Raw genomic sequence first — 26,637 nt, 5'->3', positions numbered from 1 at the left:
TGTTTCAGGTAGCCCGAACGGCTTTCAATGCCGGATAAAGCGCCCGATATTGCTGATAGATTTCATTGTAGAGAGCCATCTCGCGCGGACGCGGCTCTATGCGCTTGCCGGGCTTTACCATGGCGGCAATACCCTCATCGATGGTTGCGAAATGGCCTGCTCCATGCGCAGCGAGCACCGCAGCTCCCACGGAAGGCGCATCGCGTGACTGCGGCACACAGACAGGCAAGGCCGCAGTGTCGGCATGGATTTGCAGCCAGAGCGGGGACGCGCTCGCACCGCCGCCGACGGTGATTTCCTGGCCTCGATAACCGGCTTCAGCCATGGCATCAAGAATAGTACGGGTGCCGAAACTGATACCTTCCATGATGGCACGGAAGATATGATGCGGTTCATGCGCCAGCGTCAGTCCGACGATTGCACCACGAGACAAGGCATCGGTATAGGGCGTGCGGTTGCCCTGAAAATGATCCTGCACCAGAAGCCCTTCAGCGCCCGGCTCCAGCGCAGCCGCCTTGGCGTTGAGCGCTTCCATGTCCATGGTCCCGTTCATCAGGCGTCCGAGCCATGCGATGATCGAGCCGGTGGAAGTCTGCCCGCCTTCGATAATATAGCGTCCCGGATAGACCATGTCGGGATAGCTGCCCCATATGCCCGGCGCGTGCAAAGGTTTGTCCGCAACACCAAATTGCAAGTGGGACGAGCCGGTTATCAGCGCAAGCTGACCGGGCTTGGCCACGCCCAGTCCTATCATGCCGATAAGTGCATCAGCGCCCCCCTGCACTACCTTTAGGCTCTGCGAGAGGCCGAGTTCGGAAGCAGCGGTTGCACACAGCCCGCCGATGACCTCTCCGGGTGCGACCACGCGAGAAGGCCATTTCTGCAATAGATCACTGAGGCCGAGTTTCTCCAGGAGTGTGACCGGGAAACCGCCGCGATCCGTCGAATAGTGCCAGCGGAGCGACACGTTGTTCAGACTGGCAGCTTTTTCACCGGTCAGGCGCAGTGTCATGAAATCCTGATACTCGCAGATCGTATCTGCTTTTTCGAATATCTCCGGCTCATTCCGCGCGAGCCACAGTGCTTTCGGGATCATCCATTCCGCCGAAACCGGTCCTCGCCCCCCGCCATTGGCCTGCAAGGCAATATCCGCAGTGGCAAGGACAGCATCGGCCTCGGCACTTGCTCGAACGTCCATCCAGATGATCGATGGACGCAGCGGTTTACCAGCCGCGTCCAGAGCCACGACCGTGCAGCTCGTCGTCGCCAGCGTGATTGCTTCTATCGCGGACGGGTCGACGGACGAATCCGCAATCGCCTTGCGCGCAGCCGTTACAAAGCCTGACCACCAGTCTTCGGGGTTCTGCTCGGCACGAGCGCCGCTGGAAAACTTGGTCTCATAAGGAACTGCGGCACTTGCAAGGCACGTGCCCGAAAGATCGTAAACCCGCGCGCGGACACTTTCCGTTCCTCCATCGGCGGTGAGAAAATAAGCCATTCAACTCCTCCCGAGGCAGATGCGAAAACTCCTCCAGTCTTCGCATACCTCATCGCGCATGTTTCAACTCAGGCTCCGAAACACTTCCAGCGCCTTGCCCGCATACATGACAGCCGGTCCGCCGCCCATTTCAACGGCTACCTCAAGCGCCTCGATCAGTTCCTGCTCGCTTGCTCCATGCCGGATCGCTGCATCCACGTGGTAAAGGATGCAATCTTCGCATCCCTTCACGACGGCAATACCGACAGCGATCAATTCGCGCTGGCCGGACGAAAACGCGCCGGCAGCGGTTGCGGTTTTGCTGACCTTGGCGAAGCCAGTCATCAATTCGGGCGCAGCTTTCGCAAAAGCGCCGAGCCGAGCCTGCGCTTCCTTGAGACGAAGCCTGACGTCCTCAGTCATGGGAACCTCCGATGGAACTCAAAATCAGATCGAGAACGTCCTTGGCCTGATCCCATTGCGGCATATGGCCGGACTGGCCGAGAAAATGCACCGCAATGGAAGGCGGAAGTGTCGTCGCCTGTTGCCATGGAATGATGCGATCCAGAAGACCGACCAGAACACGTACCGGTTTCGCGCGGGAAAGCTTTTCCAGTCCCGGAACAATATCGATCTTTTGCCCTGTAGGGGCCACAATGGCTGCTGCCAGCGCCTTGAGACGCCCTTGGGCCATGGTTTTAGCAAACTTCGCCGCCAGTTCCGGCGAAAGCTCTGCGGGCTTGGCAACGATACGACGCAACAGATGGCTGACCTCGCCTGCCGTTGTTAAATGGGCCATGCCGGAAATGAATCCGACGTCCACGTCAGAACCGAGGCCGGCAGGAGCGATCAGCGTCAAGCTCGAAACACGGCTCACATGCACAGCTGCAAATTGTGCAGCTACGACGGCTCCAAGAGAATGCGCAACGACATCCACCTCGGCAATGCCCAGAGCGTCGAGGAATGCGGGCAGGAATGCGCTGAGTTCATCCGCATTCGTCGCATTGATGGTCGTCAGTCCGTGAGCAGGAAGATCGGGCGCAATTACCCTGAAATTCGCCCGGCGCAGACCCGATGCAATACCGGTCCAGGTCGTCCGGTCACCAGAGAAACCGTGCAGCAACAGGATTGTGCGGGCATTTTGGGGACCCTGATCCAGATAGGCGACACGGCCATTCGCCAGATCGGCAAAGTGCACAGCGCTGTTTGAATTCGAATTGCTCGACGCCGCCAGCACGTCTTCTTTCTCGATCCGCCCCCGGCGTCCGCTACCCGAAAGCGAATTGATGTCGATGCCATTCTGGCGGGCAACCTTGCGAGCAAGCGGCGTGGCCCGGACCCGCTCGCCCTCTCTTGCCGGAGTCATCTGTCTGGCGGCTAACGCTTTGGCTTCAGGCCGAATGGGTTCAGCCTTGTGCACCGCCACTTCAGGCGTTGCCGCAACTGCAGCGGCCACTTCGATACGGGCTATGGTCTCGCCAACCGTGACCATCTCGCCTTCCTCGCGCAAGATATCGACAAGCGTTCCACTCGCCAGTGCCGGAAACTCCGCAACGGTTTTGTCTGTCTCGATCTCAAGCACGGCCTCGCCGCGCTCGAAGCTCTCGCCTGCGTTCTTCAGCCAGCGAACGATACGGCCTTCTGCCATCGTTTCACCAAGACGCGGCATAGCGAGGTCGGTGACAACGCGTTCGTTCTGCGAACCGGCTGCGCGTGCGGGGTGCAACGCAGCCGGTTCTTCAGGAGAAGGCGCGCTTTCGCCACCTTCATCCGTCCAGTCGGGACCATCGCCGATATCGATACGCGCCAATGGCGCACCAACCATGACCTGATCGCCAATAGCTCCGATCCATTCGTTCAACGTACCGTCACCCAAGGCGGGAAACTCAGCCACGGTCTTGTCCGTTTCGATTTCTATTATGGAATCCCCGCGCTTGAAACTGTCCCCCGGCTTGACGAGGAAGCCGACGATCCTGCCTTCCTCCATTGTCTCGCCAAGGCGTGGCATTTTGAGAATCCGTTCGGTCATGACAGCATCTTCTCGGCAACGGAACGAATGAAATCGGGCGTCGGAACGCTTCCGGTTTCCAACTCCTGCGAAACCGAAATCGGAATATCTTCACCGGCGACACGTACAACGGGCTGTTCGAGATAGTCGAAACATTCCTCGGTAATGCGAGCGGCCAGCTCGGCCGCAACGCCTGCAGTCATGACACCTTCGGAAACCACCATTGCCTTGCCGACACGCTCGACATGTTCACGCACTGTGTCGAAATCGAGCGGGTTAAGCGTCCGAAGATCGACGACCGTCGCTTCGATGCCCTTCGCGGAAAGTTTCTCGGCGGCATCGAGTGCATAATGAAGCTGGCGCGAATAGGTGATGATAACGAGATCCTTGCCGGTGCGGCGCACCGCAGCCTTGCCCCATTCAAGCGGCTCGGCGTCGAGATCGACTTCTTCCTTGCGGGTGTAAAGCGCCTTGTGCTCGATGAAGACCACGGGATCAGGCTTCGTCAGGCTTTGGCGCAGCAGATGATAGGCATCCTGGACTGTGGCGGGCATGGCAAGGCGCAGACCTGGCGTATGCATTATCCATGCCTCAAGGCTCTGGGAATGCTGGGCCCCGGCGGAGCGTCCGGTACCGCCCTGGGTGCGCAGCACCATCGGCACGCCGATCTGCCCACCGAACATGTAGCGTATCTTTGCTGCCTGATTGGCAAGCTGGTCCATCGTCATGCCGAGAAAATCGATATACATCAGCTCGGCAACTGGCCGCAGCCCCGTCATCGCAGCCCCGACCGCCGTACCAACAATAGCCGGTTCGGATATGGGCGTATCAATCAGGCGTTCAGGACCGTACTTTCCGATAAGGTCCTTCGTAACGCCATAGGCACCACCATAGCGCCCGACCTCCTCGCCGATCACGACGATGGTGTTGTCTTCCGCCATGGCGTCATCCAGCGCTTTGCGCAGCGCGTCGCGGTAAGTCATGGCAACCATTATGCTTCATCCTTGGAAAGTATGCGGTCGATACGGGTGCGGACAGGTTCGGGCTCGGGCTCCCCTACCGCATAAACATCCTTGAACATGGAAGTGAGCGGCGGCGCCTTGGATTCGACGGTGAAGTCGATGGTGGCGTCCATCTCGGCAGCAATGTCGCTATCCATGGCGTCAAGTGAGGCTTCCTGCGCGAAACCGGAGGATAAGAGCTGGTCGCGCGTGAATTTTACAGGATCTTTCTTGCGACCTTCGAGTTCTTCCGCCTCTGCGCGGTATGGGCTCTTATCCATGCGCGCATGACCAAAGAACCGATAGCAGGTGACAGACAGGAAGCCCGGCTTGCCGAGCCGCGCATCATCGATCAATCCCTGGGCAGCGTGCTTGACCTCCTCGACATCAATGCCATCGACAACCCTTCCGTTGAGGCCGAATGCGTGGGCCCGCTGATCAAAGGCGGTGTTGGCGGTCGCCTGATCGACGCGCGTTCCCATGCCGTACTGGTTGTTGATGCAGACAAAGACCACCGGCAGGCCCCACAGGGCGGCCATGTTCATGCTCTCATAGAGAATGCCCTGCTGCATCGCGCCGTCGCCAAAGAATGCGAGCGAAACGGAATTTTTCTTCAGGTATTTGCTCGACAGGCCTGCCCCGACAACAGATGGGATACCGCCGCCTACGATAGCGTTGGCCCCAAGATGACCGAGTGCCATGTCGGCAATGTGCATGGAGCCGCCCTTGCCATGGCAATAGCCGGTTTCCTTGCCGCCGATTTCGGCCATCATCTGCCTGGGATCGGCGCCGCGGGCGAGAAAGATGCCATGGCCGCGATGATGCGTCGTAAATGTGTCCTGTGGCTGCATGGCGGCGCACACACCGGCGGCAGCGGCTTCTTCGCCAATGGAAAGGTGAAGCATCGAACCTGCCGTCTGGCCGCGCACGAAGAGTTCGCCGACGCGTTCTTCAAAGGTGCGGATGCGGCGCATCGTTCGATAGAGTTCGAGAAGATTGGAGTTACTCGGATTTTGCACGTGCGCCTCCGACAGACCTGTCTGTTGCAAATGTTTCATGATGTCCGGTTCAATGCCCTCACAGGAGCTTTAGTTTGGTGGTACGCGAGACAACCGCGACCGCGACGAGAATGATGAGGCCCTTCACGATGCTCTGGATATACGTATCCATGCCAATCAGATTGAGGCCGTTATTGATGACGCCGATAAACAGCGCGCCGAAGAAAGTTCCGGCAACCGTCGCCGTACCGGGACGGAACATGGTCATGCCGATGAATACCGTAGCTAAACCGTCGAGGAGATAGCGCTCGCCGGCATTCGGCTGGCCGGAGCCGAGGCGCGCTGCCAGAAGCGCCCCTGCAACGGCTGCGAAAATCGAGCAGACGATCAGGGCGGCGGCGCGATAGAAGCGACCGTTCACGCCAGACAGCTCCGCAGCCTTGAGGTTGCCGCCCACAGCGTAAATGTAACGACCGAAGACCGTGCGCTCCATCAGGAACCAGGCGACGAACACCACGACGACCATGGCATAGGCAAGCACGGGAACACCAAAGAGCTGCCCCTGTCCCAGCCAGAGATAGCTGGCCGGAAGCCCGCCATAGATCGCGCGTCCGCCCGTCATCAGAAAGTTGATCCCATATAGAATGGAGCCTACTGCCAGCGTCGCAATCAATGAGGGTACGCCGACCAGGGTGACGAGCGCCGCATTGACGGCACCGACGACAAATCCTGCCCCCAATCCGGCCAGCAACGCCAATGGCAAAGGCGTGCCCGCAACCAGCAGCAGCGGCACCACAATACCGGCCATGCCGACCATATAGCCGACCGAAAGGTCCATTTCGCGCGCGGCGAAGCCGAAGGTCAGGCCCGCGCCGACGATGGTGAGCATGGCAATCTGCTGGAGGATGTTGAGCAGATTGTTGGCCGTCAGAAAGCGGTCCACTGTCAGCGAAAAGCCCACGAACAGCAGGAGCAACACGAAGAGCGTTGAATATTTCAGCAGCCATTCACCCTTAAGCTTCTTGCCAAAGCTCTGCGCGTGACGCGACGATCGTGGGGCAACGGCGGGGTTTTGTGTATTCATTGGATAACTCCTGCCATTGCGGCAATGAACTTCGCTTCGGAAAAGGCCTCACGCGGAATTTCAGCACCCGTAGAACCGTTCACGAAGGGGATGACGCGGTCTGCCACGTCAGCAATTTCCAGCAGGTCGGACGAAGTGACCAGAATTGCCACGCCCTTGTCGGCGAGCCGGCGCATCTGAGCATGAATTTCACGCTTGGCCCCAATGTCGACACCCTCGGTGGGTTCGATGAAAATCATCAGCCGGTAGTGGTCGTCTGCGCCGTACAGCCACTTGCCGATAGAAACCTTCTGCTTGTTGCCGCCGCTCAGGTCCTTCACGAACTGATTGCGCGAATGCGCCTTCACGTTCAAAAGCTGCATGGTGCGGTCGGCTTCCTGCGCTTCACGGCGCATCGACAGCACGCCCGTGCCGCCCATGGCCGCAAATGACGGATGCACCATAGCAAGGTTTTCACGCACATCCCAATCGCCGATCAGCGAGTATTCCATGCGGTGATCGGGGACCAGAGCGACGCCTTTTTTCTGCATGGAACGCGCATCGATCCGGGCGATGGCGTCGCCCCGAAAACGGCAGCTGCCGCTGGTGACACCACTCCCCGCATAGAGCGAACGAGCGAAGCCAAAATGGCCGGCACCGGTCAAACCGATCAGGCCGACGATTTCACCGGCACGGATGGAAAATTTGTCAACTTCGACATTGCCTGCACGCCAGTCACTCACTTCCAGAACCACGGGGCCGAAACTGCGATTTTGGCTGCTCTCCGACGCCATCGCCGTTTTTCCGCCAGTGCGTTGCAGCATCAGATCAATCAGCCCGGCTTCGCTCGCTTCAGCAGCCCGAAGCGTCGCAACATGTCGGCCGTCGCGCAGGACCGTAATTCTATCGCTCAGTGCTTTTATTTCCGAGAGGAAATGGCTGATCAACACGATGCCAACCCCTTGCTGCGGCAAAGTCCTGATAATCTCCCAGAGGCTTTCCTTTTCGCGTGCAGGCAAGGTGGCCGTGGGCTCGTCAAGGATGAGCAGCCGGACATCGCCACGCAGTGCGCGAACAATCTCGATGATCTTCTGGTCAGCCATCGGCAGCATGTCGACCTGCTGGTCGAGATCGATGGAAACTTGCGGAAACCAGCGCCTGAGCAGTTCGCAGGCACGCGACAGCAGTTTGCGCTTATCAATGACACCGAGCCCAAGCCGGGGCTCGTCGCCAAGCAGAATATTCTCTGCGCCGGTCAGCCCGGGCACGAGACTGCCCTCCTGCGATACATGCGCGATGCCTTTGCGCAGCGCATCCCCGGCGCTTGTCAGCTTCACCGGCGCACCATCAATGGTGATTGTGCCGGATGTCGGGCTTTTGCTACCGCCAAGAATGCTGACCAGAGTGGTCTTTCCCGCGCCGTTTTCTCCGATCAGTCCATGCACCTCATCAAACCGAAACTCAGCGCTCACCTGATCCAGTGCCAGCGTTCCGGGATAGGACATAACGATCTGCGACAGGCTTACCGCCATCGGAGAACTCCCATGAATTCAATCTATTCCAAAAGGGGCCGGAGCGCGGAACGATCACGCTCCGGCCAGATGCAGGCAACGTTGGGGGCTTGCCTACTTCTTCGGGAGGAAGTCCTTGCAGTTCTGCTTGGTGACGAGAGGCGCATCGAGATAAACGGTCTTCGACGGAATGACCTTCGCGGCGTCATCCTTCTTGACCACTATGCTCTCGATCCATTCGCCAGTCTGCGCACCCATCTTTTCGAATGGCTGCGAGACCGTCGCGATCATCAGGCTGTCAGGCTTGCAAACTTCTTCGATGGCCTGCGGATGGCCGTCAATGCCAATCACTTTGACATTCTTCAGACCAGCGGCATTCAGCGCGTTGATCGCGGCCTGTGCAGGCTCATCCCATGGGGCCCAGACCGCATTGATCTCCTCGCCAAAGCGCGATGCATAGTCCTGCATGGTCTTGGTCGTGTCTTCGAAGAACGCCGTGTAGTCGATATTATGCTCAGCGATTACCTTTACTTCCGGGTATTCCTTCAGCACGGTCTCCATCACGTCGCCGCGCTTGCGCGTGCCATGGTGCTCAGCCATACGCAGGAAGACAAGATTGCCCTTGCCGCCCATCTCATTGAGCAAAAAGGGCGACACATCGGCCGACATTGCCCAGTTATTGGTGGTCACATCCACCACCACACCGTCGACCTGGCCGCTATCGATAGCGAAAACCGGAATCTTGGCCGCAACAGCGGAATCGATGGCAGCGCGTGAAGCGCGCAAATCCGACATGCTGACGATGATCGCATCCACCCCGCGCGAGGCCGCATCCTGAATGTTCGACGCCGTGCGCTCACCGGAGCCACCGCTATCAAGCACGCTTATGCTCCAGTCCTTGTTCGTCTCCTTGAGCCAGGCATCAAAGCCCGCCTTTGCGCGCTGCTCGGACTGCGCAGCAGCGTTGGAATGCACCCAGGCTACATTTGTAGCTGAAGCGCTTGCCGTGCCCATAAGCATGGCAAGGGCCGTGACAGCCACTGCTTTCTTGAAAAATCCAGAACCCATTTTTTCCTCCCAAAAGCCATGTGGTTGGCTCCACATCCGACTTTGATTGCTGCTTGCAGGCACATTCAGTTCGCTTGACGTCGAACTGGACCGTGACCATCGCGAAAAGCGCCATCGGCGCTCCGCCGTTCTCCCCTTCTGTCGCATCGGCGAATGCCTGTTTCTGCTCCTCCAGAACCACCATTCCGTCGCCTTGCGCCAGTTTCGTTTCCGATTGACCTCACTGCCCTTTCGCGCTCTTGTCCGCCGGAACGATTGGTATTAAGCGTCACCAAATTACAAATGTCAAATAGAAATACATTTGTAATTTGGTGAATGAAAAATCGAAAGAGAGACAGATGAGCGAATCCGAAGACAGCCTCATGGTGCGCGTGGCGTGGCTCTACTATGTTGGAGGATTCAACCAGGAGGCGACAGCATCCCGTCTCGGCCTGACCCGGGCCCGTGTAAACAAGATACTGGGCGAAGCCCGCGAAAGCGGTCTCGTCAGCATCTCCATCGACCATCAGAACGCTGGCACATTGCCCGTGGAAAATGAGCTGATGCGTCAGTACGGTCTGGATTTTTGTATTTCAACACCGCCATTTGGCTTTCAATCCGATGACGACACTGCCTCTGAAATCCGCAAACAGGTATCATTCCGAGCTGTCGGTGTTGCAGCCGCCACCTATCTGAAAAGCTTTCTGGCCGATCATGAGGATGCAACAATCGGCACCGGCTGGGGGCGAACCATAGAACAGATGACGCTGCAACTTGCTGGTGTACGTGCACCGCAGGCGCGCTTCATTTCCGTGATGGGATCGCTGACCGCAAACTCCGCCTATAATCCGTTCGAAGTTGTGCATATGCTGGCGCGGCGGACAGGCGGACAAGGCTTCTTCCTTCCTGTACCCTTCATCGCCGATTCCGCCGAAGATCGAAAAGTTCTCATCTCCCAACGCTCTGTGGCACGCGCGCTGGAAATTGCCCGTACCGCTTCCGTCTGCTTCATCAGTGCCGGTGAACTGACAGAGGATTCGCTGCTGCGCCGCCAGAACATGTTGAGCAAATCCGAACTGGAAAGCCTGCGTGCTGCCGGCGCCATCGGCGACACCAACGGCATCTTCTTTGACGAGAACGGGCAGCAGGTCGAACACGAGATGAACCAGCGGACCATTGCTCTGAGCTTCGCCGACTTGAAGAAGGTTCAGGTGGTCCTGCTCATCGCCGGGCAGGAGAAGGCCGTTGCCGCCAAAGCACTGCTCAAGAGCGGGATCGTGAACGGCCTGATTATAGACGGAGACGCAGCCGAGGCCCTGATAGCTATTCTATGACGGCATAGCGTGACCCGCCTTTCGATGGGAAGTCGCGCCGAAAACGGGAGAATGAGTCTCATCAGGTCGTTGCATGAAATATTGCCATTCTTCCCGAGCATGCTACCAAATGAATGACTAGATCAAACTGCCCTTCCCGGTCTTCAGACCAATCAGGCGGGCGATTGCGATGATATGTCACTCTTTCGCACTGAGTAACTGCGACAGCGATCAAACTCATCACCCTGTAAAAGGTCTAAGCAGGACTCCCAGTTCATCTCCGAAGATTACTCTTTCCGACTAAATGCACTTGCTATTGTTGACATCAGATCATTGAAGCGGTCGCCTTGAATTGCGACATGATTGCGAAGCAGTTCACGAGCGGCAGAGGCGTCGCCTGCAACGATAGCATCAAGGATTTCAGTGTGTTCCTGAATTGAAGTACGCATACGATTATGGATGCGCAATTGTAAGCGCCGTTAAGGTCGCAGGCATATGTGCAGCATGAGGCATTGTTCGGCAAGGAAGCCCCAATGACTGGCGGCGTAGATAACCTTATGGAACTGCTCATTATCGTAATAATAGCGGTCTTTATCCTCGCTGTTCGCGGAATTTGCGCATGGTTCATGAGCCGCCAACAGGGCCAGTTTGTCGTCCGTGGTAAAGCGCTGCGCCGCACGTGCTCGGGCAGCCCCTCCAGTTCCGACGTGACTGCGAACTTTTCGAGAATTTGATGGCGTTGAGGATTCGGCGAGCAGGGTTTGGAAAACAACCCCCTTTGTGCGAAGCGCGCGCCAAGCCCTCTGAGGTGCGCTGCGGCAATCAGGAGCAACGCTCTGCAGAGTCCCCAGGAATAAGAATGGATACGATGGCGCCCCCGCCAGGCCGGTTTTGGAGTTCGAGCTTTCCACCATGGGCTGCCGCTATCGCCTGCACAACCGAAAGGCCCAGTCCGGTTCCTCCGGTGGCCCGCGAACGAGACGCGTCCCCTCGCCAGAAGGGATTGACGTTTATGTCGCCCATATTTTCAGGAAAGCCGGGACCTCGATCCAGGACGCGTATGGCGATGAAGCCATCAGTGGTCAGTTCAGTCTGGCATCGCAACACTCCGCCACCGGCAGCATAACGGCAGGCATTTTCCAGAAGCGCGAGTATGGCCTGCCGAATACGCTGGCGATCGGCTATCGCTGTCCTTGGCGACAATTCCTTTTCGACAGTAAGCTTGCTTGCTTCGAGCATCGGCTTGGCTGAATCGATTACGGCGTCCACCAGTTCCGCCACTTCAAAGCGCTCGCGGTCCATGACGAGTTTTTGTCCTATCGCCAGCGACAGCGTTCGCAGATCCTCGACAAGACGGGACAACCCCTCCACCTGCAGCAAAAGGCTCGCCACCGTCTTCGTGTCCATCGGAAATACGCCGTCCACCATGCCCTGCATGGAGCCACGCAATATGGTCAGTGGTGTGCGCAACTCATGTGCTACAGCCATATTGTTGAAGCGCAGACGTTCTTCCATAGTTTCAAGGCTGGTTGCCAATGCATTGAAGCTTTCGATAAGGCTCTTGACCTCCACCGTGCTCGTATGAGATTCCGCCAGCCGGACGGTAAAGTCCCCCGATTTTAGCCCCTCCGCTACCTGCGTCAGCTGCTCCAGAGGCCGAGCGATCCGTCGCGCCAGATATATTCCGATGACACTGCAAATAAGCGCCGAAAACAGACCGCAGACAAGCACGGACAAGTAGAGCTGAAAGTCGACCGGATCAGAAAGACCATCAAGATGGTCGAACAGTTCCCTGATCGCGGCAGGTTCCGGAACGATGCCGGAATTCATATCGCGGTAAGCCTGCGCCGCATTGGCGGGCAGGCTCTTTACTACGCCCTCTTCCAGATAAGCGGCATAAGAGGTCACCCCCAGATAGGCCAGTCCGACACTGAGCACCAGCATGGCAGCAATTATGATGGCAGTCAGCGTGGCAAGAGGGAGCGTGGGTAGCTTCATTTGGGGTCTGCCAAGCGATAACCGATGCCACGGACGGCGGGGAAGAAATCCTTCTGCCCAAGTGCTTCGAGCTTCTTTCGCAGATTGGATATGTGCGTATCCACCGTGCGGACCAGCGCGTCGCTTTCCGGCAGGCAGGCATCGAGAATATCGGCACGGTCGAAGGCGTGCGTGGGACGTCGCACCATGTAAGCAAGAATTCTGAATTCGCTGAGTGTTAATTGGAGGGCAATCCGTTCTCCGTTACAATTGACGAAAGCCGAGTAGGCATTGAAATCCACTTCAATCGCCCCGAAGCGGCGGAGCGTCTCCTGCTGATCGCCTTTTGTACGGCGGAGCACCGCCTTGACGCGAGCTACAACCTCCTGCGGATTGAAGGGTTTGACGACATAATCGTCCGCACCGAGGCGAAGTCCGCTGAGCCGGTCTATGTCTTCGGCCAGCGCGGTCACCATGATGACCGGCGTGTTTTTGGTTTGTCGCAGACGTGCAAGCACGGCAAAACCATCAAGCTTGGGAATGCGAACATCGAGCAGAACGATATCCGGCGACAGCAGCGCGTGATGTTGCAGCGCCGTTTCGCCATCGGCGGCCCGCACCGTGCGATAGCCCTCCCGCACGAGATAGGCATCCAGGATTTGCGCAATTTCCGGCTCATCCTCCACAATAAGAACGAGACTGTTGTCCACTGGCGGCTCCAGATATAGGTCGTTGATAATAATCCCGGTAAAATCTGCGCGGACTATGACCGGCAAATCCTCAACGTGCAATTTCCAAACAATATGCGCGCCATCCGAAGATCGGTTTTAGACACTTTGCCGGTTCGATCTTCGCAGAGTCTTGATAATCGGCCTTCAAATCGCGGTCGTTCAACTCTTTCGAGGTGTCGACATGCAGGAAACTATCCTTGGCTCAAGCGATTCTCATTCGGCAGCCAGCGTTCCCGAACATTACAAGTCTGCGTCCCGCCAGACGCAGTTTGTGGTTCGCTCTATTCTTGCTGCAAGCTTCATCCTCGTGGTGTTTCCGTCGGTCGACCTCACCATCTCGCGCGTTTTTGCGGACGGCCATGGGTTTCCATTGTCTGAGAATCCGTTTTTGAAAGCTGTGCGCGATATAAACCGGCAGGGCTTGATCTACCTTTTGCCTTTGATGCTACTCTCAACGGGCTTGTATGCCTTCTTGCCGCGCAAATTCTCCTTCTGCCCGCCGCATAAAGCCCTGTTCGTACTGCTGAGTTTTTTAGTCGGTCCGCTCGTCACAGTACAGTTTCTGAAGAACACCATTGGAAGAGCTCGTCCGCGCGAAATCGTCGAATTCGGTGGAACCGCCGATTTTACGCCCGTATGGCAATATGCGGCCGCTTGCAGGCACAGTTGCTCCTTTCCCTCGGGCGAGGCCGCGGTAGCCGCCGCAACCCTGTCGCTTATCGTCTTCGTTCCCTTGCAATGGCGATCCGTCGGAACTGTGGTCGCAGTTCCGATCCTGTTCTTCGTTTCCTTCAACAGGGTTATCTTCGGCGCTCATTTCCTGTCCGATGTCATAGTGGCGTGGGGGCTGGTCCTGTGCCTGATGATGTGGCTCTGGCGAAGAATTTCCAGCCAGGCGATGGCGATCGACAACGGCGTAAAGCAATTCGGCACGCGGTTCTACGCTCGCAGAGCACACGGCAATTCTCCATCGAACTTTGACAAAGCTGACGAAAATTCCGGGACGCATCCTACCCGCCGTAACGGACAATGATCATGCTGGCTGAACAACTTTCCCATTCGACGTCCGCCACAAGAAGGCCTGAACCAGGCCAACCCCATCATAGTGCCGAGCCAAGCAACCAGAATGTGCCCCTGAAGCATCTGGCTGCTTCCCATTCGATGTTGCGGCAGACGGTCAGCATTGTTTCGCGACTGAAGTTCCGCAAAACTCTGGCTTTCATGCTTAGAAGCAGTCTGTCGCCTAGACTCACTCTTCGCTGGCTTAGATTTCTCGGTGAATACACCGAGCAGCACACCTTCGCTCCGCCTCACGACGATCTTATCCGCAAATCCCTCTCGTCATTCCTCGTGCATCGGATGGCGTGGAAAACCCGGTTCAACATTCTCACCCAGCATTTCGAACTGGCACGGCAGTTATTGTGCCCACACGTATTGCAAGCGCTCTGGCGAGGCGAAAAGATCGAGCTTGGGACGATTTGTGGCCGGGAACGCGCGTATCACCTCCAATTGCTGCTTTCCGATCATTGCGGCAGTCGGCACGAAGGCGCGTTTACGGTGCGCCTGGTGGACGCGACAGATGACGCACTTCTCTGCATGGCGAGCTTCGTGTTCGTGCGTCGTCCGGGCCAATCATACAGTCTGATCGTCGGCGGATTGCAAGGGTCGGCCCGTGCAGACGCCAAACGCGCGGTAATTTCCGCAACCCGTGATCTCGGCGGTTTGCGACCGAAAGATGCGATCATGCTCGTGCTGAAAGGTTTGATAGCGCACGGCGCCACTTCCTATCTGATTGCAGTCAGCAACTCCAACCATGTCATCAATCACCGCACCTCGAAACGGCGAAAAAGAAAGCTGCCGGATCTGGATGCGTATTGGCTTGATCGTGGCGGAGTTCCCTTTCCCCCGTTTGGGTTTCGGATTCCCGCCGATCCCGCAATTAACGAAGGATGCGGCAGCCGACGCAGCAACACAAAAATCGCTTTCTGGAAAATTGGAGCGAACCTGATTACGCGCAAGGGCAATAATTAACAGGCCTGCCGCAGATCGCCTACCGGTTTGAAGATGAAACAGTTTGAGGAAAGACCAGCCTCATGCGTGCGCCGCCCGAGCTGGCTTCACCCACTTCAATGGTTCCCTCATGAAGCGCCATGATCTGTTGGACAAGATTAAGCCCAAGGCCCGCCCCGGGGCCTTGGTCATCAAGGCGACTAAAGGGCTCAAAGATGCTCCTTCTCATATCCGAAGGAATACCTTTGCCCTCGTCAGCAACTTCAATCACGGCTGGCCTCAGAACGCTTATTGCAATCGTCCCTTGCTTATATCCATGATCAATCGCGTTCTGAAACAGATTGGTAATGGCACGCTCTATCGCCTGACGATCACCAGGGACGTTAATAACTTCGGCATCGGTATCGAAAACAACGTCGTAACCAGCAGCGAAGGCGAGCGGCGCCATATCCGAAATCACCTGCCGGGCAGCGGAGACAATATCTACCGCATGAAACTTGTTTGACTGCCCTTCCAGTCGCTGTAGGTCGAGAAGCTGGCCCGCCAAAGTTCCAAGCCGGGCCACATCGCGCGTGAGGCCAGATTTCACTTCGTTTTCCGGCAGGGCATGCAGTCGGGCGGAGAGGATTGCGATCGGGGTTCTCAATTCGTGCGCCGCCTGTGCCAAAAAACGCTGCTGACGCGAGTATCCTTGATCAAGGCGCTCCAGTGCGCCGTTGAACGCGTCCACCAATGGTGAAAGCTCGGCAGGAACATCCTCAGTAGGCAGACGGATTCCACGCCGCTCAGGCTCGATTTGCGAGGCTTTCTCAGCGATTGCCGAGGCTCCCCTCAATGTCATACGCACAACCAGCGGAATGACCAGCAAGGCTGCCATGGCGGCAAGGAGAAGACCCGGAAGAACGAGCATCTTGAATCCTTCCCCGACCGCTTCGGCCAGCCGCCCGAAGGTGAGACCACCTCCCGTGCTTGCCATGATCAGAATGCGCCCCACAGATGTGTCTTCCCGTCTTATGACGGCATCGGGCCTGGAAGCCCCGGCCTTATCGTCGCCAAGACGGGCTTCCAGCACGTTCGACAGGGCGTTGCTCATTGTCCGGTAGGCGTCTGGCACGGTGCCTTCAATAAGCTGATTGCCGGAAGCATCGTGAATGATAAACCAGAGTGATTTTTCATCTCGACGCAACGCCGCCAGTCCAGACGTGTTTTTCAGGGTTAGATGCCCGTCCCCGTCACGGCTCACCGCCTCCTTGATGACGTCTATTACGCCTCGATCGTAGCGTTCGTGAACAAAACCCGACAGCCAGAGAAATGCAACGAAAAGTGCCAGCGCTGATAGAACGATAAACGCCTGTGCGAAGACGATCCGAGTAATAAGCTGCCACTTCAGAGAAGAGGGTAGTTTTTTCAATTAACGGTCTCGCGCAAAAGATAGCCCACACCCCGCACACCGTTCAGCGTGACGCCCGCAGCCGCCGCTGCCAGCTTTCGACGCACGCGCGAGACATGCGTGTCGAGAGCGTTTGGCTCCACTTCATCGTTCATGCCGAAAACCGCTTCCATCAGAACTGGCCTTTGCACCATACGTCCTTTTCGGCGCATCAAGGCCTCAAGCACAAGCAGTTCCCGGCGCGGCATGGAAAGCGGAGTCTCGCCCACAAAAGCCTCGCGGGCGATGAAATCAAAGGACACACGGCCGAGTCGGACAATGTCAGGGCGAACATCGCCATTGCGGCGCAATATTGCCCGCAACCGCGCCATGAGTTCATCGAAAGCAAAGGGTTTGCCCAGATAGTCGTCAGCACCGCTATCGAGGCCGTGAATGCGATCCGGCAAATCGCCATTTGCAGTCAGAACCAGAACCGGGATCGAACTGCCGCGGCCGCGCAATCTTCGCAGCACGGACAATCCATCCCCGTCGGGCAGACGGCGGTCCAGAATGACGGCATCGTAGCAATCTTCCGCGAGCATATGTTCGGCTTCAGCACAGGTAGCGACAGTGTCCGCCACCATGTTTTGCGACGTTAGAACCTGTTCCAACATCGACGCCAGTTCGCGTTCATCCTCAACCACCAGAATTCGCATCTGCCGTGCCTTTTCCTGCTCGCATTTGCTCGGTGTACCCATCGTGTCTGGCATCAGGCTGGCATCGGCCAACGGTTCCCGAAGCCCCGGCCTATTTTACGATTACACGCGACCCGGACGACAGGTCTTTGACAGGTGAAGCTTCGAAATTGCAGCGGTTCTGCCGGACGAATCGGAGAACAGTTTTCACGAGGAGCCGCCGAATGCCAATTGCAGATTTCGTTCCCTTCTTTGCTGCATGGTTGCGCAATCCGCTGCTAACTGCCGCAATAGCACCGTCCGGGCCGTCTCTTGCCCGGTTGATCACGCGCGAAATCAGCCCGGGCACCGGCCCCGTCATCGAATTGGGCCCTGGAACGGGCGTATTCACTTATGCTCTGCTCAAACGAGGCGTCGATCCCCGCGATCTGATACTGATCGAATTCAATCCGGATTTTGTGAGTATGTTACGCAAACGCTTTCCGCGTTCAACTGTCATTCAGGCCGACGCGACACAACTCGCCGCGCTCGACCTTTTACCGCCGGGGTCCTGCAAGAACATCGTCAGCGGTCTCGGCCTATTGGCGATGGATAAAGTGCAGGTGGAAGCGGTCTTGCGGGGGAGCTTCCACTATCTCGCGCAGCTCGGTTCATTCTATCAGTTCACCTACGCCATGCGTTGTCCCGTCCATACAGAACTGCTCTCTGCACTCGGACTCAAAACGGAAGAGATTGGCCGCTCGTTCCGCAATATCCCACCGGCGTCGGTGCACAAGTTCCAAAGACAAAGAACTGACGTCTGATCGCGGCTCGAAGAAAATTAACCGCGCGTGAAGCAAAAGAGCGGCTCGCGCCGCTCCTTTTTCCTTATTTCTGTTTCAAGACCGGCAGTGACTCCACTGCTGTCGGAATCTTGATCGTCAGAAGTTCCTTGACATCAAGGTCGAGGTCCTTGAGGGAAACTCCCCGCAGGATTTGTTCCTCATAGGTCTTGACGTAGTACACGTCATTCTTCATGTCGGCGACCGTCGACCACTGCGTATAATCAACAGGCTTGTCTTCCTCACCCGCTTCGCCCTGAACAAGGCCGATCGGGATATCGAAACTGTTCAAAATGTGTTCCGCCAGGCGCACGCTCTCGATGCCGCTTCCTACGCTGCGAGCCGATAGAAGATTGGCGCTGGCACGAACAAAGCGCGACGGTGGCGTCATATCGCCCGGTACGCCGAGCATGCCAGATCCCTCGCCCAGCTGCTTGATGGTTTCATTGTTGATTTTCAGCGCCTTGACATTCTTTGGCGACAGATTCACGTAGTTGCGCAGATTTGTCATATGCCAGTCGAATGTAGGCGCGTTGGTCAAGACACTTAGCGGATTGTCATAGACCTTCAGCTTGCCATCGACCGGTTCAATCACTATCGACGCGCCGGTTGTGTCGTGCAGCGTGTAATGGACCGGTGGGACGAAGCCCATATCAGACTGCTTGACGCCCACGACGGCTACCGTTTCGAGCGCAGCTTTCACTTCTGCCACTGTCGAGAAATTGCCCAGCGCCCAGCTCAGGAAATCCCATGGGCGAGGCTGTTTTCCGGCTTTACAGAGGACGGATCAGGATACTGCGCAAAATCCGGGAAATAGAGGATGCCACCCGCAAGACCTTTTTCGTTCATGCCATCGATCAGTGCCGGGAGGCCAAAGGCGTTCATGCCTACAGCCGCATACTTGGCATTCCACGTCTTCCCTGCGGTATCGGCCGAAAGCTGCGAAGTCATTTTGAAGTTGCGCGGGATCATGATCATTTTGGAATCGATATTAAAACCCAACTCCATCGTGCGCCCGTAAACGAAACTGCCGTCTTTTGTCGGAAGAATGAAACTGGTGCATGCATAAGCAGCCTGAGGCAGGATAAGACCTGCAGTCACAAGCGCTACAGCAACGCCGCGCGCCAACATTCGACGGGAAGATTTCCAGATTGAATAACTGCCAGACATGCTTTCTCCTCGCACCAGCGGCGCCTTAAAAAATAAGTGCCGTGCAGGGAGAAAAATGCAACCAAAAGTAATGATTGCCTCCCCTTAACGAAACTGAATCAACCAGCGTGGTTATACGCATCAAGTATTACCGGAACAAGTTAGAACGCATGTTTTGGTTAATCGTAAAATTACTAACTGATTATTGTTTATGACTTATGATTGAAATATTAGGTAAATGTAATTTATTGGCTTAGTACTAGCAGGGGAACCTGCTCAGAAAGCCTATGCAGGGTGCCTGGCGACTGGAAAACCCAATTGGCGGTTCCTAGCTTTGGGAGCCGTAATTCCATCGGGTTCTTCAGCGCACCTTGAGGGTCACTCACCTATGTTCTGATATTCCACATCTGGATGATGACTGTCGTGGAGTGGCGTAACAGGCGAGAAGGTTCCCTAACACCGCCCGATCACAACGAACTATCAAGCTTAGGGTGAAACGGGCGGGACCCCGACTGGCACCTGTTTACCTCATCATCGCCGCCACGTTGCCGCCATCAACGGTTATGACAGCGCCAGTGGATGCGCGTGCCTGCACCAGATGCAGAACCGCCTCGGCAACGTCCTCGCCAGAGACTTCACGCTTCAGCAAATTGCCGCGCATATAGACTTCCGGGGTCACACCACGTGCCCGCGCACGCTCATCGACCATTTCGTCGGTCATCAGGCCCGTGCGTATTCGATCTGGATTGACCGCGTTTACCGTAATGCCATCAGCGGCATGCTCCAGGGAATATTGACGCATCAGTGCCATCAATGCCGCCTTCGATGTGCCATAAGGGCCGAAATCAGGCCCCGGGTTTACGGCCTGCTTGCTGACATTGAACACGATGGCACCGCCGGTGCCTTGCTTCTGCATGACCTTGATCGCAGCCCGCGCAATATAATGATGGCTCCAGAAATTGAGATCGAACGCAGCCTTGAACAGATCGTCATCGACAGAGGTCAAAGCGCCCTGAAAAGCTGCACCCGCATTGGAGACGAGTATATCAACCCCGCCAAATTTTGCGGCGATCTGTGCAAGTGCATTGTCCGCCGCAACGGGATCAGTCAGGTCACATGCAAGGGCAAAGCCACCCAGCCGCTTCGCTTCCGCGGCTACACGCTCCCCATCGATGTCAATCAGCGCAAGTTCCGCACCCTGATTTTTCAGTTGCTCCGCGATAGCCAGACCGAGACCGCCTGCTCCGCCTGTCACGACCGCCACCTGCCGAGTGAGCGGCTTTTCGGTCTGCTTGGTAAGCTTTGCCTGTTCCAGTGACCAGTATTCGATGTCAAAAAGGTCTTCTTCGGAAAGTGCTTCAAAACGGTCGATACCTTCGGCACCGCGAATGACCTCAATCGTCGCTTCGGCGACGTCCGCGCAGACGCCAGCGGATTTCTGCGTGTTTCCAGCCGCAAAAAGTCCCACACCCTCGACATAGAAAACGCGCGGCATCGGATCGAGCATCTTCTTGCCGCCGCCGACACGCGCATTGTTACGCTCGAAATAGGCCGTGTAGTCGGCCGCATAGGCGGCCACCGCCTCTTTTACGCCGACTGTCCACGCTTCAAAGTTATCGGCTTCCGGCCTTGGCAGCGCCACGCCATAGCGCTTGATATGAATGACATGTTCTGGTGTCGCATTCCCGCACCGCACCAGATCCGCGATGTTCGGCGCACCGCAAAAATCAAGAATATCGTCATTAGAGCGGTGCTCGAGAATGAAGCGGCGCGGCCGTCCCTCTCCCCTGCCAGGGAGTGCAATCGCTCCACGCAATAGAGGTGCGATTTCCTCCGCCGAGGCCAGGGTTTTAGCCGATCGTGCTGCGCTCGCCGTTCCGAATGGGCGTGACCTGCCTTCCGCGATGCGCTTTTCAGCACGGTCAATCGCGGCAATCATATTTTCATAGGCTTCACGCGGGTCCTCCGACCAGGTGAAAATACCGTGCTTCAGCAAGATCATGCCGGGTGCATCGGGCCTTGCGGAAAATGCCTTCAGACACGCCTTCGAAAGATCGAAGCCCGGCATGACATAAGGCACGATAATCATCTCCGGGAATAGTTCCCGAATGATCTCTTCGCCCCGCGGCTGATTGGTAAGCGCCACGATCGCGTTGGCGTGCGTGTGGTCGACATGCTTGAATGGCAGGATCGCATGAAGGATGGCTTCCACGGATGGATTGGGCGCTGCGGGATCGAGCAGCAAGCGGCGTTGCAGCATGACCATATCGTCATCCGACAAGGTTTCGTAGTTCACCATCGCTTTCAACGGTTCCAGATGCAGAGCGGGGAGACCTGCCGGCTCAATCCTGCCCATGTCCCACCCACTGCCCTTGACGCACAGTACGGAAACTTCACTGCCGTCATGATCAATCAGCGTGGTCTTGACCGAGGTGTTGCCGCCGCCGTGCAAAACCAGCTTGGGCTCGGAACCGAGAAGACGCGTGGTATAAGTACGGATCGCGACATCGCGGTTCACGCCTGCCCGTTCATACACACCGACAATCCTGTCGAAATCCGCTTGTGACCAATTCGATTTCATCCGCCGTTCCCTTAGCTGCAAGCCTGCGCATTGAAGTGCAGACACAAAGGCGCCATCGTGGAAAACCTCGCATTTTCCACGGCGCAACAAAGACTTGTGGAGATTCCTCTTCCTCTCATATACAATTGACACCAATAACTGACATTAGTCAACTCGATTGATTGTCGTGTTGATCGAAAGGGTTTTCTGTGCAACTCAGGAACAACAGAGACAACAGGAAACGAGTATGACATCGGGCGCTCAAACATCGTCTACGCATGCTATCCCGGCCGAGTTCGATGACGCCGTTGTCTGGGCAGCCTGGCTTTATTACGAGAACCAGCTGACCCAGAACGAAATCGCGCAAATGATCGGTGTTTCGCGCGCAACCATCGTCAACTATCTGCAGGAGGCGAGGCAGAGAGGTGTCGTGCGCATCCTGATGAACCCTGAAATCGCGACACGCACGCATATCGCTCGCAAATTGGCGACGCGGTTCGGGCTGGCGGAGGCACTCGTCATTCCATCCGAAAAATCAATCACCGCCGAAGCTCGCCTGAAAGCGCTGGGCGCGGGCGGAGCGCGATTGATGGAGCGTATGGTGAAGCCCGGCGAGACTATCTGCGTCTCATGGGGACGCACGGTACTCGCCATTGCCGATGCAATTTCGCTGCCGCAGCCGATGGAAGGGCTCACGATAGTACAGGTCACAGGCTCATCCATCGGCAAACGGGAGTTTTCCGCAGAGCTTTGCACCTCCATCATGGCGCGCAACATGGGCGCCACCAGCATCAACATGCTGGCCCCTGCCGTGCTCAGCACGGCTGAACTACGAGATGCGCTGATGGGCGAACCTGTACTCCAGCGCCAGTTCGAACTGATCGGCCAGGCCGACATGATTGTTTTCGGCGTCGGCGGTCTTGCTGCCGAAAGCACGATGCGCATTGCGGATGTGACCAGCAATGACGAAATCGACGCTTATGCACGTGAAGGGGCGGCGGCGGTTCTGATCTGCCGCTTCCTTGATCGAGACGGAAAGCAGATTGTCCGCGAGCTCGACCAGCGCGTCATCGGCATCGAGCTTGATGAACTGCGTGGCGTCCCGAACAGGTTGTGCGTTGCAGGTGGCGCGCAAAAGGTCGAAGCAATTCGCGCTGTTCTGGCGGGCGGGTATGCCACGCATCTGGTGACCGATATGGAGGCTGCCGAACGGCTCCTTGCTGATTAGAAGGCGGGGCGGTCTTCTAAACCCACCCGCCTCTGTTAAACTATTGCCGGACAGGCACGGTGTTCATGAACGCCAGCGTCTCGTCGAAGGAGCGAATACCCGCATCCGAGCCGAGGCCTGTTGCAACGAGCGCGGCCGACGCCTGAGCGAAGTTCAAGGCCGCTTTCAAATCCATCTTGTGATGCAAGGCCGCAATGAAACCGGCATCGAAAGCATCGCCGCATCCGGTGGTATCCACGACTTCGATCTGGAAAGCAGGCTGGCGCACGATTTGGCCTGATGCGTCCATGAAACAGACGCCGTCACCGCCGAGCGTGAATACACAATGCTTCACGCCACGCTCAAGAAAGAAGACGCCTGCGCCCTCAACATCCTCAGCACCCGAAATCTGCTTCGCTTCCTCGATGGAAGGCATGAAATAGTCGATATGCGGGAAAAGCGGAGCAATCAGGTCGAGAGTGCCATCATTTGCACCGAGAAGATCGAAGGTCGTCGTTCTTCCGCGTGCCTTCGCTTCAGCAAGAAGCTTTCGGCTGGGTTCGCCATCAAGCTTGGCCAGAAGACCAGTTCCGCCAAGATGGATGATCGGCGGCGCCAGCACTGCATCCAGCGCACTGTCCGCAATCTCGAAATGGTCCGATGCCCCGCGTGCATGCAGAGCCGGACGATCGCCGTTGTGGCGAATATTCAGGATGCTCGCTGAGGTCGGCACGCCTTTGAGACGTTGCATCTGCGCGGTATCGACACCGAACCTTTGTAGCGTCGCAATGACGAAATCGGCTTTCTCGTCGTCTCCAACGGCACCGACGGCCAGACAGTTGAGACCAAGCTTGGCCAGATCGACAACCGTACCGCCAGCGGTACCCGCGACGGTCAACCGAATTTCATCAATGAATTCGACATTCCCGCCCGGTGGAATTGCATCGACCGGTCGACCGAGCACATCAAGAATATAAAGCCCTACGACCGACACATCGTGTGACATGAAACCCTCCCAGAAAATACGTGAGGCCGCACCTGTGCTGTGACAGAAAAGCGCGGCCGATTTGATTTCAACTGCGATTGCGCAAGGCGAAGATCGTACCGGCAAGCAGGATGAAAATGCCCACAATGGCAAGCTGCAGCGTGCTCGGAATTCCCACGAAGATCAGAACGTTGCTGACGATCGTGATCAAAAGCACCCCCAACAGTGTTCCAATCACCGAACCGGAACCACCCGTAATTCGCGCACCGCCGAGCACGACAGCAGCGATGATTTCAAGTTCCATACCGGCAAGATCGAATGGATTGGCGAGACGATTGCTTGAGACGTGAACCACGCCCGCAATACCAGCCAGAAGCCCCGCATAGGCGAAGACGAAAATACGCACGCGGAAGAGATTGATGCCAAGTCGTTCGGCTATGCCCGGATTGCCGCCGACAGCGAAGATTGCCCGTCCCATCAACGTCCGCTCAAGGATGAACCATGTTACCAGCGCGGCGGCAACGAGAACCAGAACCGTGGCTGGTAGTACTGAAACGACGCCGTTCGATGCGTGATGGGTAAAGAGCGAGGCCTTGCCGAAAGCATCCATTGCCGCCGGAATATTCATGAACAGCGCAGTGCCGACAAAGGTCAGCAGAAAGCTGCGGATGACATATTGCGTTCCGATGGTGACGATCAGCGAGGGCGCTTGCAGTTTCTGGACGAGGAGGCCGTTCAGAGCCCCAAACGCCGCGCCGCCCAGAGCCGCAAGGATCAGGGTGATCGTCATCGGCATTTCAGGGAACCAGTTCGTGACCAGCATGGTCAGAGCATACATCACAAAGGCTGCAATAGCCGTGAATGAAACGTCGATCCCACCGGAAGCGAGCACGACCAGCACGCCCATCGCAAACAATCCTCTCACGACGGAAGCGCGTAGAATATCCACGATATTGCTCATCTGAAGGAAATCAGGATTGGCACCGATAACCACCAGACAGGTGACGATAATCAGAAGCAGTGTGAAGATTTCTGGCCGGCGCCCCAGCAGATCCCAGAGACGCGAGCCAATGCCGCCCCGACCCTTATCCGAAACCGAAGCAGATGCGATCTCAGTCATTGTGCCACCTCCTTCGACGTGCTGGCCATGGATTGGTAGATGGCATCTTCGCTCAGGTCCTCGGCAGCGTGCGTAGCGACGATACGGCCCTGACGCATGACGAGAATGCGGTCACAGTTCTGCAAAAGCTCCGGTAAATCATCACTGATGATAATGACGCCCATACCATCATCAGCCAGACGCTGGATGATACGGAAAATCGTGTCCTTCGAGCCTACATCCACCCCCACCGTCGGACCATGCAGGATCAGAAGCTGAGGGTTGATCGTCAGCCATCGGCCGATCAGAACGCGCTGCTGATTGCCTCCGGACAGGGACTGCACCGGTATGGTTACGTCCGGCGCGACGATCTGCAGGTCGGCAACGCTTTGCTCGGCGACGCTACGCGCACGCCGGACGCTAATCACGCCAAGCGCATTGCGCAACCGGTCGAGGATCGGAAGGGTAATGTTGTCCTGAATCGGTTTCTCGAGGAAAAGACCTTCAGTCAGCCGGTCTTCCGGCACGTAACCGATCCCATATTCAATGGCTTGCGCCGTCGACTGCGGTGCGATCTCCTGCCCGTTCAAGCGCATCTTTCCGGTTGTTGCTGTTTTGACACCAGCAAGAGCGAGCGCAAGCTCGTTGCGGCCCGAATCCAGCAGGCCAGTGATACCGAGGATTTCACCTTTTCTAAGCTTGAGTGAAACATCCCGAAATGCCTTGCCATCGCCAAGCTTTTCGACTTCGAGCATGACTTCGCCAAGTTTCGGATCCGTGCGATAGCGTGTTTCGCTGATTTCACGACCGGTCATCCAATGACTGAACTCCGCCTTGCTGTGCAAGGCGACATCAAGCTCGGCAACCTTCAGCCCGTCGCGCATGATGATTGCACGCCCGCCAAGAGACTTGCACTCATCGAGTTTGTGCGTGACGAACAGCACGGCCACACCCTTGCTGCGAAGGCGTTCCACCACATGCAGCAGGTTTTCAACTTCCTGGCGGGTCAACGATGTCGTGGGCTCGTCCATGATGACAAGGCGTGCCTCGGAAGCGACCGCGCGCGCAATGGCGATCAACTGGCGCGTTGCCAGCGGCAGCGTGTCGGTTCGGAGCGAAAGAAACGCATTGTCTGTAGGCAAATGCACTTCCGCAAGCGCCCGCCGCGCAGTTTCGTTCAGAAGCGAAATATTCAACCGGCGGGCAAGACGCCCGGAAGCTTCAACGAGTTGTTCGGTAAATGCTACATTCTCTGCCACTGAGAGATTGGGTAGCAGCGACAGATCCTGATAAACAGTTTCTATTCCTGCACGAAGCGCTCCAATAGCGCCAAGATCGCCAGCCGTTGCACCGGTCGCCTCGCCGTCGATCAGTATCTGCCCCTCATCGGCGGGCTGTGCGCCTGAGAGGATTTTGATCAGCGTGCTCTTGCCGCAACCGTTCTCTCCCATCAAATGGTAGATTTGTCCGGCCTCAATTGTCAGGCTGACGTCTTTGAGTGCTTTTACGCCGCCAAAGGATTTCTTGACGTTTCTGACCTCTAGAAACGGCGGCGCAGAATGTGTCGTTGTATCGGTGGCGAGCATGGCGAATTCCTGAAATTCCGGATGGTCCCT

21 protein-coding genes and 2 pseudogenes are annotated in these 26,637 nt (G+C 56.8%); 5 read left to right on the top strand and 18 right to left on the bottom strand.

Features of this window, described 5'->3' with window-relative positions:
- Positions 1–4: 4 nt before the first annotated feature.
- From ABWW28_RS24785 to ABWW28_RS24750, 8 genes are all read right to left on the bottom strand, one after another.
- Complete coding sequence (locus tag ABWW28_RS24785; RefSeq protein WP_006469766.1) at positions 5–1,498, bottom strand: FGGY-family carbohydrate kinase; 1,494 nt, start codon at positions 1,496–1,498, stop codon at positions 5–7.
- A 63-nt stretch (positions 1,499–1,561) separates the two neighbouring features.
- Positions 1,562–1,900, bottom strand: a complete 339-nt coding sequence (locus ABWW28_RS24780) for a carboxymuconolactone decarboxylase family protein (RefSeq protein ID WP_021586467.1) — start codon at positions 1,898–1,900, stop codon at positions 1,562–1,564.
- Positions 1,893–3,506: an acetoin dehydrogenase dihydrolipoyllysine-residue acetyltransferase subunit gene (locus ABWW28_RS24775; RefSeq protein WP_006469764.1), complete on the bottom strand. Its 1,614-nt coding sequence runs from the start codon at positions 3,504–3,506 to the stop codon at positions 1,893–1,895. The genes ABWW28_RS24780 and ABWW28_RS24775 overlap by 8 nt, the downstream gene beginning before the upstream one ends.
- Positions 3,503–4,477: an alpha-ketoacid dehydrogenase subunit beta gene (locus ABWW28_RS24770; protein WP_006469763.1), complete on the bottom strand. Its 975-nt coding sequence runs from the start codon at positions 4,475–4,477 to the stop codon at positions 3,503–3,505. The genes ABWW28_RS24775 and ABWW28_RS24770 overlap by 4 nt, the downstream gene beginning before the upstream one ends.
- A complete protein-coding gene (locus ABWW28_RS24765; protein ID WP_085979586.1) occupies positions 4,477–5,505 on the bottom strand; it encodes a thiamine pyrophosphate-dependent dehydrogenase E1 component subunit alpha in 1,029 nt (342 codons plus the stop codon). The genes ABWW28_RS24770 and ABWW28_RS24765 overlap by 1 nt, the downstream gene beginning before the upstream one ends.
- Before the next feature lie 58 nt (positions 5,506–5,563).
- The gene (locus tag ABWW28_RS24760; RefSeq protein WP_006469761.1) at positions 5,564–6,568 is read right to left on the bottom strand and encodes an ABC transporter permease; all 1,005 of its coding nucleotides are present in this window, start codon (positions 6,566–6,568) and stop codon (positions 5,564–5,566) included.
- A complete protein-coding gene (locus ABWW28_RS24755; RefSeq protein WP_021586465.1) occupies positions 6,565–8,079 on the bottom strand; it encodes a sugar ABC transporter ATP-binding protein in 1,515 nt (504 codons plus the stop codon). The genes ABWW28_RS24760 and ABWW28_RS24755 overlap by 4 nt, the downstream gene beginning before the upstream one ends.
- Before the next feature lie 93 nt (positions 8,080–8,172).
- A complete protein-coding gene (locus ABWW28_RS24750) occupies positions 8,173–9,126 on the bottom strand; it encodes a sugar ABC transporter substrate-binding protein (RefSeq protein ID WP_022568402.1) in 954 nt (317 codons plus the stop codon).
- Between the two features lie 338 nt (positions 9,127–9,464).
- On the opposite strand from ABWW28_RS24750, the gene ABWW28_RS24745 reads away from it, so the two are divergent.
- Positions 9,465–10,439 (top strand): sugar-binding transcriptional regulator, encoded by a 975-nt coding sequence (locus ABWW28_RS24745; RefSeq protein ID WP_006471919.1) that lies wholly within the window; start codon positions 9,465–9,467, stop codon positions 10,437–10,439.
- Between the two features lie 266 nt (positions 10,440–10,705).
- Here the strand turns inward: ABWW28_RS24745 and ABWW28_RS24740 are convergent.
- The 3 genes and pseudogenes from ABWW28_RS24740 to ABWW28_RS24730 all read right to left on the bottom strand — a co-directional run bounded on the left by ABWW28_RS24740 (position 10,706) and on the right by ABWW28_RS24730 (position 13,105).
- Positions 10,706–11,332: pseudogene (locus ABWW28_RS24740) on the bottom strand (GntR family transcriptional regulator).
- Positions 11,241–12,416: an ATP-binding protein gene (locus ABWW28_RS24735; RefSeq protein ID WP_006469754.1), complete on the bottom strand. Its 1,176-nt coding sequence runs from the start codon at positions 12,414–12,416 to the stop codon at positions 11,241–11,243. The pseudogene ABWW28_RS24740 and the gene ABWW28_RS24735 overlap by 92 nt, the downstream one beginning before the upstream one ends.
- A complete protein-coding gene (locus ABWW28_RS24730) occupies positions 12,413–13,105 on the bottom strand; it encodes a response regulator (RefSeq protein ID WP_036565313.1) in 693 nt (230 codons plus the stop codon). Before ABWW28_RS24730 ends, ABWW28_RS24735 begins: the two co-directional genes overlap by 4 nt.
- Positions 13,106–13,307: 202 nt before the next feature.
- On the opposite strand from ABWW28_RS24730, the gene ABWW28_RS24725 reads away from it, so the two are divergent.
- Both ABWW28_RS24725 and ABWW28_RS24720 read left to right on the top strand, forming a co-directional pair.
- The gene (locus ABWW28_RS24725; RefSeq protein ID WP_113342286.1) at positions 13,308–14,159 is read left to right on the top strand and encodes a phosphatase PAP2 family protein; all 852 of its coding nucleotides are present in this window, start codon (positions 13,308–13,310) and stop codon (positions 14,157–14,159) included.
- A 2-nt stretch (positions 14,160–14,161) separates the two neighbouring features.
- Positions 14,162–15,157, top strand: coding sequence for a DUF535 family protein (locus ABWW28_RS24720; RefSeq protein ID WP_247886268.1), 996 nt, complete (start codon positions 14,162–14,164; stop codon positions 15,155–15,157).
- A 19-nt stretch (positions 15,158–15,176) separates the two neighbouring features.
- Here the strand turns inward: ABWW28_RS24720 and ABWW28_RS24715 are convergent, their stop codons facing one another.
- Positions 15,177–16,547 carry a sensor histidine kinase gene (locus ABWW28_RS24715; RefSeq protein WP_113342285.1) on the bottom strand — a complete coding sequence of 457 codons (1,371 nt, stop codon included), beginning with the start codon at positions 16,545–16,547 and terminating at the stop codon, positions 15,177–15,179.
- On the bottom strand, positions 16,544–17,221 hold the full coding sequence (locus ABWW28_RS24710) for a response regulator transcription factor (protein WP_075041760.1): 678 nt from the start codon (positions 17,219–17,221) through the stop codon (positions 16,544–16,546). Before ABWW28_RS24710 ends, ABWW28_RS24715 begins: the two co-directional genes overlap by 4 nt.
- Before the next feature lie 203 nt (positions 17,222–17,424).
- On the opposite strand from ABWW28_RS24710, the gene ABWW28_RS24705 reads away from it, so the two are divergent.
- Positions 17,425–18,003 carry a class I SAM-dependent methyltransferase gene (locus ABWW28_RS24705; RefSeq protein ID WP_006471927.1) on the top strand — a complete coding sequence of 193 codons (579 nt, stop codon included), beginning with the start codon at positions 17,425–17,427 and terminating at the stop codon, positions 18,001–18,003.
- Positions 18,004–18,067: 64 nt separating this feature from the next.
- On the opposite strand, the pseudogene ABWW28_RS24700 reads toward ABWW28_RS24705, so the two are convergent.
- Both ABWW28_RS24700 and ABWW28_RS24695 read right to left on the bottom strand, forming a co-directional pair.
- Positions 18,068–19,191: pseudogene (locus ABWW28_RS24700) on the bottom strand (linear amide C-N hydrolase).
- Between the two features lie 502 nt (positions 19,192–19,693).
- Entirely contained in the window at positions 19,694–21,751 is a 2,058-nt protein-coding gene (locus ABWW28_RS24695) for a bifunctional aldolase/short-chain dehydrogenase (protein ID WP_006471928.1), read from the bottom strand.
- A 226-nt stretch (positions 21,752–21,977) separates the two neighbouring features.
- On the opposite strand from ABWW28_RS24695, the gene ABWW28_RS24690 reads away from it, so the two are divergent.
- A complete protein-coding gene (locus tag ABWW28_RS24690; protein WP_006471929.1) occupies positions 21,978–22,958 on the top strand; it encodes a sugar-binding transcriptional regulator in 981 nt (326 codons plus the stop codon).
- A 40-nt stretch (positions 22,959–22,998) separates the two neighbouring features.
- Here the strand turns inward: ABWW28_RS24690 and ABWW28_RS24685 are convergent, their stop codons facing one another.
- The 3 genes from ABWW28_RS24685 to ABWW28_RS24675 form a co-directional block, all read right to left on the bottom strand.
- Complete coding sequence (locus ABWW28_RS24685) at positions 22,999–23,943, bottom strand: carbohydrate kinase family protein (protein WP_006471930.1); 945 nt, start codon at positions 23,941–23,943, stop codon at positions 22,999–23,001.
- 67 nt (positions 23,944–24,010) lie between these two features.
- Positions 24,011–25,042, bottom strand: a complete 1,032-nt coding sequence (locus ABWW28_RS24680; RefSeq protein ID WP_006469743.1) for an ABC transporter permease — start codon at positions 25,040–25,042, stop codon at positions 24,011–24,013.
- A complete protein-coding gene (locus ABWW28_RS24675; RefSeq protein ID WP_006469742.1) occupies positions 25,039–26,607 on the bottom strand; it encodes a sugar ABC transporter ATP-binding protein in 1,569 nt (522 codons plus the stop codon). The genes ABWW28_RS24680 and ABWW28_RS24675 overlap by 4 nt, the downstream gene beginning before the upstream one ends.
- Positions 26,608–26,637 lie beyond the last annotated feature (30 nt).

The organism is Brucella sp. NBRC 14130, assembly GCF_040371715.1.
Lineage (GTDB): Bacteria > Pseudomonadota > Alphaproteobacteria > Rhizobiales > Rhizobiaceae > Brucella > Brucella intermedia.
This window is presented reverse-complemented; position numbering and strand designations above follow the sequence as displayed.